Below are 13,728 nucleotides of genomic sequence, written 5' to 3' on the forward strand. Positions count from 1 at the left end.
TAGAATTTTTTGAGAATTTTAAGTAAACTTGCTTGGAATGTAGAGCCATCAATGTTAAAATAAGAATTGGAAGCGTTTTATATTATAAATATTATTCTTTTAACAACAGAAAGTATTGTAGGATAATATTTTTCTTCCGTTTGTAGTAAAAAAGTGATTGAACATTTACAAATAGTTGGGGGTAATGATAGATGTTAGAAGGTACACAAAAACTCAAATTCCCTTGGGAAGACTTTCATGGTCCAAACCTCGGCTATGTGATGGAGCAATATGATCGATATAAATTAGATCCTAGCTCTATTGACATAGAATTAAAAGAAATTTTTGATACCTGGGGTTCTCCTTCTATAGAGACTAAACAAACGAAATCATCTACTGAAAATGAAACCATTAGTGTCGAAAAAATGACGAAAATTGCAGATGCAGTCAATCTTGTGACGAATATCCGCAGACGTGGACATTTAAATGCTTCGATCTATCCGTTTGAGGATTTTAAGGAAAACAATGAGTTTCTTGTACTTGAAGAATTCGATTTAACCGAGGAAGATTTAAAGGCCATACCTGCTCATCTTCTCTGCAAGGATGCTCCAGCACATGTCACAAACGGGCTAGAAGCATATCAATATCTAAAAGAAGTGTATAAGAAATCAATTGCGTTTGAATTTAGTCATGTTCATAATTATGAAGAAAAAACGTGGCTCTTGAAAATGGTTGAATCAGGTACTATTTTCAAAGACTTGTCTAAAGTAAAACGGACCTCAATATTAAAAAGATTAACAGAGGTGGAAGGCTTTGAACAATTTCTTCATCGGACATTTGTAGGACAAAAGCGTTTTTCAATTGAAGGGTTGGATATGCTTGTTCCTGTTCTTGATGAATTGATTTCTAGTGCTGTTCAAGTTGGGACAGATACAATAAATATTGGTATGGCGCATCGCGGACGCTTAAATGTTTTGGCACATGTGCTTGGAAAACCGTATGAAATTATTTTTTCTGAATTCCAACATGCATCAAATGAAGATTTAATCACATTAGAAGGATCTATTGGCTTTAACTATGGTTGGAGTGGAGATGTTAAATATCATTTAGGTGCCAATAAACAAATTAAAGAAGAGAATTCAATTCGTGCGAAAGTAACTTTAGCTAACAATCCAAGTCACTTGGAATTTATTGATCCAATTGTAGAAGGGTATACACGTGCAGCTCAAGAAGAGAGAAGCAAAAAGGGGTATCCAAAGCAAGATTCTAATGCAGCCATGTCAATCTTAATTCATGGTGATGCCGCATTCCCAGGTGAGGGAATTGTTGCAGAAACACTTAATCTAAATAAATTGACAGGTTTTCAAACAGGTGGAACGATACATATTATTGCAAATAATATGATTGGATTTACAACAGAAAGCCGTGATTCTCGATCGACAAAATATGCAAGTGACATAGCGAAAGGTTATGAAATCCCAATTGTTCATGTAAATGCAGATGATCCTGAAGCATGTATCGCTGCGGTTTATTTGGCAATGGAATACAGAAAAAAATTCAATAGCGATTTCCTAATCGATTTAATTGGATACCGACGTTTTGGGCACAACGAAATGGATGAACCGGCAATGACTCAACCAAAGCTTTATGAAAAGGTTCGGAAACATCCAACTGTTCGTGAATTATATAGTTACAAACTAGAAAATGAAGGCGTTTTAACTTCTGAAGATATTGAAAAAATTAATGAAGAAGTTCAAATCACACTTAAAAATGCATATGCAAAAGTGCCTGATAACAAAGTTGAACAAGTTCATGAAATTCGATTGCCGAAATTTGTTAACAGTGGGTTGCCTGAATTAAAAACGGCTGTTGACAGATCGGAACTGCTAAAACTGAATGAAGAGCTTATTAATTGGCCAGAAAATTTCAATGTATTTTCAAAGCTACAAAGAATATTAGAAAAAAGAGCAAAAGCACTTTCTGAAGATGGAAAAGTAGAATGGGCATTAGGAGAAGCTCTAGCATTTGCGTCAATATTAGAAGATGGAACTCCTATCCGCTTAACTGGACAGGATTCACAACGTGGAACATTCTCACAGCGACATATCGTGTTACATGATGTAGAAACTGGAGATTTTTACTCACCATTACATCGTTTATCCAATGCCAATGCTTCATTTGCAGTTCATAACAGTCCGTTATCTGAAGGTTCTGTTTTAGGATTTGAATATGGTTATAACGTGTTTGCGCCCGAAACATTAGTGTTATGGGAAGCGCAATATGGTGATTTTGCGAACGCAGCCCAAGTATTTTTTGACCAATTCATTGCTGCAGGTAGAGCGAAATGGGGACAAAAATCAGGTTTGATCATGCTGTTACCTCACGGTTTTGAAGGTCAAGGGCCTGAGCATTCCAGTGGACGACTTGAACGCTTCTTACAGTTAGCGGCAGAAGATAGTTGGCAAATTGCAAATTTAACGAGTGCAGCTCAATATTTCCATATTTTGCGTCGTCAAGCAGATTTATTGAAACGTGAAGAGGTTAGACCGCTAGTTATTATGACACCAAAGAGTTTATTACGAAATCCGCATACAGTTTCAACGATTACAGATTTAAGTGAAGGGGAATTTAAGCCTATCATCGAACAACCAGGTCTAGGTAATGTTCCTGAGAAAGTAAAGAGACTTGTACTTTGTAGCGGGAAAGTTTCGATTGATTTAGCTGATAAATTAAAATCACTTGAAGGTAATACAGATTGGGTACACATCTTGAGAGTAGAAGAGCTATATCCTTTCCCGAAAAAAATGATTTTAGCAATTCTTAACCGTTTAACATCACTTGAAGAAATCGTGTGGGTTCAAGAGGAGCCTCAAAACATGGGTGCTTGGTTATTCATCGATCCAAGATTAAGAGAGTTAGCTCCAGAGGGCGTAAATGTCCGTTATATCGGTAGACGAAGAAGACAAAGTCCTGCGGCAGGAGACCCAAATATTCATAAAAAAGACCAAGATAGAATCGTAACTGAAGCATTAACTGAAAATGTACTAGATCAATCATTTGTTAAATTAAAATGATGAAGCATAGCTTACTATTTTCCTAAGAACACAGTCATTTACTAAACTAAATTAAGAAACAGCAATTTTGATGAAAAAATATTTAGCGAGTGCATAGGGGGAACCAACATGGCTGAGATTAAAGTACCAGAACTAGCAGAATCCATTACGGAAGGAACAATTGCACAATGGCTTAAGCAACCTGGTGATGCGGTGAAAAAGGGAGAATATCTTTTAGAAGTAGAAACGGATAAGGTTAATGTAGAATTAACTGCTGAATTTTCTGGGGTTCTAAAAGAACTACTGAAAGGATCCGGTGATACTGTAGAAGTTGGAGAAACAATCGGCCTAATCGATGAGAATGGTGAAGCAACGCTTTCTGAGCCAGAACAAGCAAAAAATGAACAAGTAGAACAAAGAGTGGGAGAGGCAATTATCCAACAAATTGATGTAATTGAAAAAGAGGATGATAAAAAACAACGAACTATCGCCTCGCCAGCAGCGAGAAAGCTTGCTCGTGAACGTGGTATTGATTTACAACAAGTAAAAGTGATTGATCCTTTAGGACGCGTCCGTAAACAAGATGTTGAGGCACATTCAAATCAAGGGCCTGTGGAGAATGCTGTTCAAAACGAACAAGCTAAATCAGTAGCTCAAGCGCCTGCAAAACAAGCGGTAGTACAACAAGAACAACCAGGTAAGCCAGTTGAACGTATAAAAATGTCAAGACGTAGACAGACAATTGCTAATCGTCTTGTAGAGGTTCAACAAACGGCGGCCATGTTAACGACATTTAATGAAGTTGATATGACTGCGATTATGGATGTTCGTAAACGACGTAAAGACAAATTCTTGGAGCAACATGATGTGCGATTAGGATTTATGTCTTTCTTTACAAAAGCAGTTGTTTCTGCCTTGAAACAGTATCCATTATTAAATGCAGAGATTCAAGGTAATGAGATTGTAATGAAAAAATTCTATGATATCGGAATTGCTGTATCGGCACCGGAAGGACTGGTCGTACCAGTTGTTAGGGATGCGGATCGTCTAAATTTTGCCGGGATTGAAAGTGAGATTCTAAATTTAGGTACGAAAGCTCGTGATAATAAATTAGGATTAGCGGATTTACAAGGTGGGACATTTACGATTACAAATGGTGGTGTCTTTGGGTCATTGTTATCTACACCAATCCTAAATGGACCACAAGTCGGTATTCTGGGGATGCATAAAATACAACTAAGACCAGTGGCGATTGATGCAGAGAGAATGGAAAATCGTCCTATGATGTACATTGCATTATCCTATGATCACCGCATTGTAGATGGTAAAGAAGCAGTTAGCTTCTTAGCTACCGTAAAAGAGTTACTAGAAGATCCAGAAGCATTATTATTAGAAGGTTAAAAAAAGGAAGCAGAATGATGATATATCATTCTGCTTCCTTTTTTTGTATTCTTCGTGAATGAATTGTATTAATGGCTTTATCCTTAACCGGATTATCATTCCTATTTTTCATATCGATCAATAATACTATTATGTCAACTAAAATAAAGTGAAAAAATTTTAAATCTTTATATAAAATTATTGTAGTAAAATGTTAAAATGAGAACATTATGCATTGTTAGTCTAGTATTGAAGATAAAATTGATTTAGTACTATCATGATTTATCCCATTCTAATCGGACAGTAAAATCCTTAACTTATGGTTCAAGTGCAAAAAGAGATAATAGGTGGAGGATGACTGTCTGTTAAGATCTGATAAGTCTTGTTTTGTTCGAAGATAGTATTTGAGAAAGCAAATAATACTGTCATTAAGGTAGTAATCAGTTATGTTTTTTTTATTATCAATTATTTTGAATCAATCTAGCATACAGGAAAATTAGTTGAGGTGATTTTGTGGGAAACAAGGTAGAACAATGGTCTTCAAAATTGGCCTTTATTCTTGCTGCAGCAGGTTCTGCAATTGGATTAGGTGCAATTTGGAAGTTTCCTTATGTAGCTGGTACGAGTGGAGGCGGAGTCTTTTTTCTTATTTTTATTTTATTTACGGTACTAGTCGGCTTACCATTATTATTAGGTGAATTTATTATTGGTAGAAGTACGCAAAAGGATGCGATTCAATCCTATAAACAAATTGCACCGAATTCATCATGGCATATCATTGGCCGTCTCGGAATTGTAACATGTTTTATTCTATTATCATTTTACAGTGTCATAGGTGGCTGGATCTTAATTTATATTTTTAAAGGGATCACTGGTGGTTTAAGTGGTTTAACAGAACAGGGATACAGTGATCTATTCGTACAAAGTATTTCAAATCCTGGATTAACAGTATTTGCCCAGTTTTTATTTTTACTTTTTACAATCGTTGTTGTATCTAAAGGCGTTTCAAATGGGATTGAAAAAGCAAATCGTTTTATGATGCCAGCACTTTTTATTATTTTCATTGTCTTAATCATTCGTTCATTATCGTTAGATGGAGCGATGGAGGGAATTTCTTTCTTTCTAAAACCAGACTTTGCAAAGTTAACATCGGAAACGATTCTTTATGCAATGGGGCAGTCGTTTTTTGCGTTAAGTGTTGGAGTTTCAGTGATGGTTACGTATAGCTCTTATTTACCAAAAAATGAAAATCTGCCTCAGTCAGCGATTTCGATTGTCTCTTTATCCTTAATGGTTGCTTTCTTAGCTGGGCTAGCAATCTTTCCAGCTGTTTTCTCATTTGGGTTAGAACCTGATGCTGGTCCAGTTTTATTATTCAATGTATTACCTACAGTTTTTAATCAGATGCCATTTGGAGTTGTTTTTTTAATCGCTTTTTTGCTTCTATTTTTATTCGCAACTTTAACCTCTGCATTTTCATTGCTTGAAATTGTTGTTGCTCCTGTTGCAAAAGGAGATGAATTAAAACGCAAAAAGTTTTCTTGGATTTTCGGGTTGTGTATCTTTATTGTAGGTATTCCTTCCACACTCTCATATGGAGTCTTAAGTCATATTACGTTGTTTGATAAATCAATATTTGATGCAGCAGACTTTTTAGTGAGTAATATATTAATGCCACTCGGTTCGCTGTTAATTGCGATATTCGTTCCTTTAAAATTGTCGAAGGAAACTCTTTTTAACGAACTTTCACAAGGATCGTCAATTAGCAAAAAGCTATTTGTTATTTGGTATATGCTTTTAAAATATGTTGCACCTGTAGTGATCATTTTCGTGTTTTTGGATGTTTTAGGAATTATTTAATAGAAAGGCGGATGACAATGTGACAAGTCTTCCGCCTTTTTCATCGTTTAGGAAATTATAAAATTCTTGTACTGTGGATAAGCGCACGACATCCAGCTCCAGCGCTTTTGTTCTTTCATATAAAAAGAAGTCTTAAAATGGCTGCCACTTTAATTTCTGTGCTTCATGAAATCGGTTTTCTACATCTCGCCAATTAACAATTTTCCACCAATTTTCAACGTATTTTTTTCGATCATTTTTATATTGTAGGTAGTAGGCATGCTCCCACACGTCGAGAACAAGAAGCGGTACAACATCCCATTGGCTTAGGTTTTGATGTTTTTCTGCTTGTAAAATTTCCAAACGTCGAGAACGAGGGGACCAAACTAAAACGGCCCAACCAACTGCTTCTACGTTGTTAGCCGCTGCCGAAAAATGTTGTTTGAATTTTTCAAAACTGCCAAAGCTTTGATTGATTTCGTTCAATAACATTCCTGAAGGCTGACCTCCGCCTTTTGGACTCATGTTATTCCAAAAAATTGTATGAAGATAATGTCCGGCACCATGAAAAGCAGCTTCTCGTTCCCAATGCTTTAACAGATCAAATTGATTCGTCATACGTGCTTTTTGCATTTCCTTTTCTGCTTTATTTAACCCGTCGACATAACCTTTATGATGCTTATCGTGATGTAGGCGCATAATTTCTTGATTAATGAAAGGTTCTAATGCATCATAGGGATATGGTAATGGTGGGAGAGAATGCTCACCAATAGGTACTGAACTTGAATAAGTTTGAGCACGTAACATTTCATTCTCAGTTCCGACAGCGAAATACTGTTCAAACTGTCGATGAATCTCATTTGCACGAACATAGAGGTCCGTGTAATCCAATGAGTCTGCTTCCTTAAGTTCACTTTGAAATTGATCTAACTGATCCTTCCATTCTGCAAGCGAATGTGCATCAGCGTTTTCACGTAACATATCAAGTGAACGATGATAGCTCTCTAAAATTTCATCACTCCACTTTTTCATTGATGAAATGAATTCTTCATCCAAAACAAATCCCTCCCCGTAATCAGTCGTAGTCAATATATGCATGAAGCAAGAAGAGATGCTTTTATTTTGTAAGATAAGAAAGTATAAATTTTTTGACTTAGTTTTCGTGTCCGGCCCCTCTTGGGTCTACAGCCACTCAGGAATTGAAGGCAAAGAACACTTTCTATTCCTGAGCGTCTTATTTGCTCGAGGCTGAACAAGGCGCTTGCGCTTTTCTTATCTCCAGTGTAAGGCATTTTGAGTTATTTGAATAAGAGATTATATCAACTGGTGCATGAAACATGAACGGTTAAGCAAAAAAAATGCTTGGCTAGATATAATTATCTAGCCAAGCATTTTAGGTTTTACTGTATTTACAAAGGTTTGTTTATTCATCTGATAAATTCTTTTCGACGTTAATCCAGTCTTGAGACCATTTTTCTATTTCTCTCAAAAGGGGCTCTAATGAAAAACCCTTATCAGTTAAAGAATATTCGATTCGAACTGGAGTTTCTGCATAAACTTCTCGATTAACAATTCCTTGATTCTCCAAGTCCTTTAACCGATCCGATAGAACTCTCCCAGTGATTCCGATTGAAGTTTCAATAGTAGAGAACCGTTGAGGACCACTTAGGAGTTGGTAAATAATTAGTCCTGTCCACCTCTGACTTAAGATCCCCATCGCCTTCTCAAACCTTGGACAAATTAAAGATTTATTCAAAATTCATCCCCCCTATAATAAATATTATACCAAATTATAATAAATAATATAATGTGAAACAACAAATTAGTTACTTGACATAATCTTGTAATGAAAATATAATTACTTACATAAAGTAACTAACTATTAAAAATGACTTTTAATTAATTATTTAAGCTAATGGTAGGAAATAATAGCTTTAATTAACTTTTTCTCATTATAAATATAATTTCAATCAATAAGGAGTGTCAACAATATGAACTTCCATGATCAACCAAATACATTCGTCGGTCAAGTGAACTTAAAAGTTGAAAATTTAGAACGTGCACTGTCGTTTTATCAATATATCATCGGGTTTAAAATATTGGAACAAACAGAAGGAAATGCTAAATTAACTGCTGATGGGAAAACAATTCTGTTAACAATTGAGCAACCAAATGATGTTACGCCTAGACAACGAAATACTACAGGCTTATATCATTTTGCAATACTTTTACCTAAACGTTCTGATTTGGCTAATATCGTCCAGCATTTATATCGAAGCGGTATTCAGTTTGGCTCATCAGATCATTTAGTAAGCGAAGCAATCTACCTTTCAGATCCTGATGGAAATGGAATCGAAATCTATATTGACCGTCCATCGTCTTCATGGAATTGGATAAATGGTGAAGTCGAAATGACTGTTGATCCATTAGATTTTGAAAACCTACTAACTGAAATAAATCAGGAATCGTGGAATGGACTTCCAAATGAAACTGTAATGGGGCATATTCATTTGCACGTTTCTGAATTGCAAAAGACAGAAGAGTTTTATAGTAAGGGACTTGGTTTTCAAGTTGTATGTCGTTACGGGAGCCAGGCTCTCTTTATTTCTACTGGTGGATATCATCATCATATAGGGTTAAATACATGGGCTGGAGTTGGGGCTCCTAGACCTTCTATTCATAGTATTGGATTAAAATCATTCTCACTTGTCCTAGCAAATGAGGAAGCAAGAAATAATATAATCAAGCAGTTACAAGCTTTAGACTATAAAGTAATTGAAGAGAATGGTATTTTTGTTACGGAAGACCCTTCAGGGAATCGAATACAATTAACGGTTTAATTAAAATCGTGATAACCTTTATAGCTATGAACATTATGGTAAATTTGGTTATAAATAAAATGTAGATTTCGTATCTCTAATTGCAAACATTTTAATAAAGGTTTTGGAGGAAGGTACTTTGCTGAAAAATACAGTGGAAAAATCACGGTTTGAAATAGGTATATACACGCTTGGAGATTTAGTTGCTAATCCACATACTGGAAATATCATTAGCGCACAACAACGTATACGTGAAATTGTTGAAGCGGCAAAGCTGGCAGATGAAGCTGGACTAGATGTATTTGGTGTGGGAGAACATCATCGTTTAGATTATGCTGTTTCTGCAACCCCAGTTGTGTTGGCGGCAATTGCACAAACAACAAAGCAAATAAAACTGACAAGTGCAACAACAGTTTTAAGCACGGTCGATCCTGTTCGTTTGTTCGAAGACTATGCGACATTGGATTTGATCTCAAATGGTCGTGCTGAAATAATCGCAGGGCGAGGTGCATTTGTGGAGTCATTTCCGCTTTTTGGATATGACATGGATGATTACGCAGAACTATTTGCTGAAAATATTGACTTATTTTTAAAGCTCAACAAAAGCGAATCGATTACTTGGAACGGCAAATTTCGCTCGGCAATTCATGATGCGGAAATTGCTCCGCGTCCAGCTCAAAAGCAACTTCCAATCTGGGTTGGAGTTGGCGGTACACCGGAAAGTGCTGCATTAGCTGGTAGACTCGGGACTGGGATGGCTATCGCGATTCTTGGAGGAGATCCACAACGATTTAAGCCATTAGTAGATGTTTATCGAAAATCAGGTATAGAAGAAGGACATGATTTATCCAATCTCAATGTAGGTGTTACAGGACACGGATATATTGCGAAGACTACACAACAGGCTAAGGAAGAGTTTTATCCTTATTATTCAAATTATTGGAAATATGTGAACGGTCAACGTGGCATTTCGACAAAAATGTCTCGTGCAGACTTCGAGCAAATGTCGAGTCCTGAAACTGCATTATTTGTAGGTAACCCACAGCAAATTATTGAAAAGATCCTCCAACAATACGAGATGTTCGGACATCATCGTTTCATGGCACAAATTGATATAGGTGGCGTACCATTTAATAAAATTGCAGAAGGAATAGAATTATTAGCAACAGAGGTAGCGCCGGTTGTAAAAAGAGAAATCAACAAATATAACGAAATTTAATTGTTTTTCACTAATTTACGTGTGTAACGGGCAGAATCATCCAATTGATTCTGCCCTTGTTGTATACCTAGAATGAAAAATGACTAATCCATTTCATCTGAATTTCTTAAAAAATCGGAGTGAATTATGATAAGTAATTGGCATTTTCGATAATGTTAGGTATAGCGAGAAATATTGGATCCTTTTGGGGTGTGATCTCCCAATTATTTTTTTGCTTTTCTTTAATCTTGAGATTGGGGATTTACTGTCCGTTAAGAATGAGATAAAATGTGTACAAAGAAGGGATTGAGAAGATATGATACATAAAACATGGCAAACATCATCGCCGCTTAAAAAAGTAACATGTATACATACAGATGCTAAAAAGTATATGGTTAATCGCGCATTAACTGCAGGTAAACAGTATGATGTCCAAAACGAAACAGAAGAATTTTATTTTGTTATTGATAATACTGGAAAAGTTGGCGGTTATTATAAAGAGTATTTCGAAGCTCAAGTATAAACTTAATAGATAGTGAAAAAAAGGATGCCCGTGTGTCATCCTTTTTTTCACTATTAACAAATAGAAAGATGATGATTGTGGGAGAATAAACACCATAGCTACCACTGAGTGAGTATTCAACTTTAGTATAAGCTCACTAAACACCTCTCACATTTTTGTTATTTATTTTTAAAGAGTTTGAATTAAGAGAGGAAGACTTTTATGAAAGAGAACAAACTAACCATTAGAAACGCAAAACTTGAAAACCTTGCAACAATTGTTAGAATATATAATTCTTCTATTCCAGGAAGACTTGCGACCGCCGATTTGGAAGAAATCACCGTCGAAAGTAGAATTGCTTGGTTTCATGAGCATAACGCACATCATAGACCATTATGGATTTTGGAGGAAGATGGTAATATTGTTGGGTGGTTAAGCTTTCAATCATTTTATGGAAGACCTGCCTATCATGCAACTGCAGAAGTTAGTATTTATTTAGATCCTTCTGTACAGGGAAAAGGCTACGCTCAACTCTTAATTGAGAGAGCAATCTCACAATGTCCTAAATTAGAAGTTAAAACATTGCTTGCGTTTGTATTCGGTCATAATAAACCAAGTGTGAATTTATTTCAAAAATATCAATTTGAAAAGTGGGCTCATTTACCTAAAATAGCCGATATGGATGGTGTAGAAAGAGATTTACTTATACTAGGTAAAAGAATAACAAGTTAAAAAATAGGGAACAAGTCAGTTATTACTTTTTTTACCTTTGTATCCTGTAAAGCATATATTGAACAGGTTCAACTTTAAAGCTATACTAAAAAATTGTCATACCTATCACATCGTTTCGTTTGTAAAAAACACGTAATAAAGATCAGGATTTAAATTTGAAAATGTTGAATTAGAGGGTGAGTCCATGCAGAATCAATTATTTACTCATAATGATTTAGATGGTGTCAGTTGTGGAATTCTTGCAAAGTATGCATTTCCGACCAATATCGAAGTACATTATCATTCAGTTAACAGTCTAGACTATCAAGTAGAGAAATTTTTAAATGAATTCGGGAAGAAAACGAATTTTCAACTTTACATAACAGATTTATCAGTAAACAAAGAGAATGAGTTAAAGTTAAATGAGTATACATCGAAGGGAGGGAACATTCAATTAATTGATCACCATAAAACCGCACTTCATTTTAATGAATATGAGTGGGGTATAGTGAAAGTTGAAGAAGCTGAAGGGAAGCTAGCGTCAGCAACCTCCTTATTTTACACGTATTTAGTTGAGCGCAACTTTATCCAACCAACAGCTATTTTAGATGAATACGTAGAGTTGGTCCGTCAATATGATACATGGGAATGGGAAAAAAATGATAACTTCCTTGCGAAAAGACTAAATGATCTATTATATATGCAGTCAATAGAAGAATTTGAAGAGTCAATGCTTGAAAGAATCAATCAGCAAGCTCATTTTTCTTTTGATGAATTTGAAGAAAAAATATTGGCTATTGAAGAGAAAAAAACAGACCGATATATTCGTCGAAAAAGAAGAGAATTAGTTCAAACTACAATTAATGATCTCTGTGTCGGAATTGTTCATGCAGAGTCTTATCATTCGGAATTAGGTAATGCACTAGGGAAAGAGTATCCTCATCTAGATTGCATTTCCATGTTGAATATGGGAAGTAAAAAAATTAGTTTTCGGACGATACATGATCATGTTGATGTGTCCGACTTGGCTTCTAAGTATGGTGGTGGAGGACATGCAAAAGCCTCGGGCTGCCAAATAACAAAAGAAGCTTATAAAGAATTTGTTGAAAAACCATTCTCCATTAAGTCATTAAAAGAAGATTCACGCAATAATCAATATAATAATAAGGTTCGATGTTCACATTATGAAAACAAAGAAGATGATCAATTTTTACTATACCAAGATGGAAAAGAACAATGGATTATCGAAAAAAACCATGTTTTACTTCCGGAAGCACATCCATCATTCGAGACTGCAGAACGATTTTTGAAAAGATCTTTTTCAGCAGGGCTTTCAAAAGATGAGAAACTAATTGATTATTTAGTTCAATCTTACGACGGGATGAAATAAGAGGGAATTTTCATATTCATAAAAGAACAGCAAGGCCTTTGTGGTTTTGCTGTTCTTCAATAATATAGAAATTTTTATTTAGAGCGAATTAGTATACTAAAAATGTGAGCTTTCCATCCTCCACTATCATCAACCATAAAGATTGTTGTGATGTTTGTTAATCGACAATGATATAAGCAATCATCGATATACTACCATGCCCATCATGTGTATGTGTATCACAAATTAAGCGATACGTCCCTTCTTCTTTAAAGTGCAAAGGTACAATCGTTTCTTCGCCTTTTTTAACCGTCCCCTTGATATCAGTACCTTCAATAAAAAATGGATGTTCCGCACCGTTTACTCCGAAAATACTTAAAGTTACATCTTGATCCTTTGGAATAACAATTGTACCAGGGTCAAAACGATAGGACTCAATTTTCTTTCCATCCGTTGTAGTTGTCGAAAATTCTCCTGTGACCATGTTGATAATAAGGTCATTTCCATGGTTGTTACTAGTTTTAAAAGTTGGGATGGCTTCTCTCGAGATAAAATACAAACTAAAAGCTAAAAGTGCTCCGATTACTATAAACAACCATTTCCTATTAATAACGATAAATTTCAATATGATTCCTCCCTCTTGAAAGCATGTCTCCATCATCTATATGTCAATAGGGAGGTGAACTTGTCTAAAAGTTAAAAAGAAAAAGAAATTGAATAAGGTATTTATAAGGATTGCCAACAAATTTTACATTAAGACTTCTTTTTTTATTGAAGTTATGTTATATTAAACAAGCGATGAGCTGAATTGTGTAAGTCGACAGACATGCCTTCTGGCTAAATGCACGATGTGGCGTGCAGTCTTTCGCCTCAATACG

General features: G+C 35.4%; 11 protein-coding genes. 8 read left to right on the forward strand and 3 right to left on the reverse strand.

What is annotated here, in order from left to right:
* Window positions 1-191 precede the first annotated feature (191 nt).
* The 3 genes from sucA (at window position 192) to K9V48_RS03085 (ending at window position 6,272) form a co-directional block, all read left to right on the forward strand.
* Entirely contained in the window at window positions 192-3,053 is a 2,862-nt protein-coding gene (sucA, locus tag K9V48_RS03075; RefSeq protein WP_224136818.1) for a 2-oxoglutarate dehydrogenase E1 component, read from the forward strand.
* A 108-nt stretch (window positions 3,054-3,161) separates the two neighbouring features.
* Entirely contained in the window at window positions 3,162-4,433 is a 1,272-nt protein-coding gene (gene odhB / locus K9V48_RS03080; protein ID WP_224136820.1) for a 2-oxoglutarate dehydrogenase complex dihydrolipoyllysine-residue succinyltransferase, read from the forward strand.
* 492 nt (window positions 4,434-4,925) lie between these two features.
* Window positions 4,926-6,272 (forward strand): sodium-dependent transporter, encoded by a 1,347-nt coding sequence (locus K9V48_RS03085; protein ID WP_224136822.1) that lies wholly within the window; start codon window positions 4,926-4,928, stop codon window positions 6,270-6,272.
* A gap of 132 nt (window positions 6,273-6,404) precedes the next feature.
* On the opposite strand, the gene K9V48_RS03090 is transcribed toward K9V48_RS03085, so the two are convergent.
* Together K9V48_RS03090 and K9V48_RS03095 are read right to left on the reverse strand one after the other, a co-directional pair.
* Window positions 6,405-7,307 carry a superoxide dismutase gene (locus K9V48_RS03090; protein WP_224136824.1) on the reverse strand — a complete coding sequence of 301 codons (903 nt, stop codon included), beginning with the start codon at window positions 7,305-7,307 and terminating at the stop codon, window positions 6,405-6,407.
* A gap of 367 nt (window positions 7,308-7,674) precedes the next feature.
* A complete protein-coding gene (locus K9V48_RS03095) occupies window positions 7,675-8,007 on the reverse strand; it encodes a winged helix-turn-helix transcriptional regulator (RefSeq protein ID WP_224136826.1) in 333 nt (110 codons plus the stop codon).
* 235 nt (window positions 8,008-8,242) lie between these two features.
* Between K9V48_RS03095 and K9V48_RS03100 the strand changes: the two genes are divergently transcribed.
* From K9V48_RS03100 to K9V48_RS03120, 5 genes are all read left to right on the forward strand, one after another.
* Window positions 8,243-9,091, forward strand: coding sequence for a VOC family protein (locus K9V48_RS03100; RefSeq protein ID WP_224136828.1), 849 nt, complete (start codon window positions 8,243-8,245; stop codon window positions 9,089-9,091).
* A gap of 121 nt (window positions 9,092-9,212) precedes the next feature.
* Window positions 9,213-10,289, forward strand: a complete 1,077-nt coding sequence (locus tag K9V48_RS03105) for an LLM class flavin-dependent oxidoreductase (RefSeq protein ID WP_438803860.1) — start codon at window positions 9,213-9,215, stop codon at window positions 10,287-10,289.
* 295 nt (window positions 10,290-10,584) lie between these two features.
* Window positions 10,585-10,791: a DUF6501 family protein gene (locus K9V48_RS03110; protein ID WP_111614393.1), complete on the forward strand. Its 207-nt coding sequence runs from the start codon at window positions 10,585-10,587 to the stop codon at window positions 10,789-10,791.
* Window positions 10,792-10,992: 201 nt separating this feature from the next.
* A complete protein-coding gene (locus K9V48_RS03115) occupies window positions 10,993-11,502 on the forward strand; it encodes a GNAT family N-acetyltransferase (protein WP_224136832.1) in 510 nt (169 codons plus the stop codon).
* Between the two features lie 184 nt (window positions 11,503-11,686).
* On the forward strand, window positions 11,687-12,871 hold the full coding sequence (locus K9V48_RS03120) for a DHH family phosphoesterase (protein ID WP_224136834.1): 1,185 nt from the start codon (window positions 11,687-11,689) through the stop codon (window positions 12,869-12,871).
* A 157-nt stretch (window positions 12,872-13,028) separates the two neighbouring features.
* On the opposite strand, the gene K9V48_RS03125 is transcribed toward K9V48_RS03120, so the two are convergent.
* Window positions 13,029-13,475, reverse strand: coding sequence for a cupredoxin domain-containing protein (locus K9V48_RS03125; protein WP_224136836.1), 447 nt, complete (start codon window positions 13,473-13,475; stop codon window positions 13,029-13,031).
* Window positions 13,476-13,728 lie beyond the last annotated feature (253 nt).

Source organism: Metabacillus rhizolycopersici (assembly GCF_020075705.1).

Bases quoted from the DNA above. Each gene is read 5' to 3' on its own strand.
- sucA (WP_224136818.1), top strand. From the start codon at position 192: ATGTTAGAAGGTACACAAAAACTCAAATTCCCTTGGGAAGACTTTCAT.
- odhB (WP_224136820.1), top strand. From the start codon at position 3,162: ATGGCTGAGATTAAAGTACCAGAACTAGCAGAATCCATTACGGAAGGA.
- K9V48_RS03100 (WP_224136828.1), top strand. From the start codon at position 8,243: ATGAACTTCCATGATCAACCAAATACATTCGTCGGTCAAGTGAACTTA.
- K9V48_RS03110 (WP_111614393.1), top strand. From the start codon at position 10,585: ATGATACATAAAACATGGCAAACATCATCGCCGCTTAAAAAAGTAACA.
- K9V48_RS03115 (WP_224136832.1), top strand. From the start codon at position 10,993: ATGAAAGAGAACAAACTAACCATTAGAAACGCAAAACTTGAAAACCTT.
- K9V48_RS03120 (WP_224136834.1), top strand. From the start codon at position 11,687: ATGCAGAATCAATTATTTACTCATAATGATTTAGATGGTGTCAGTTGT.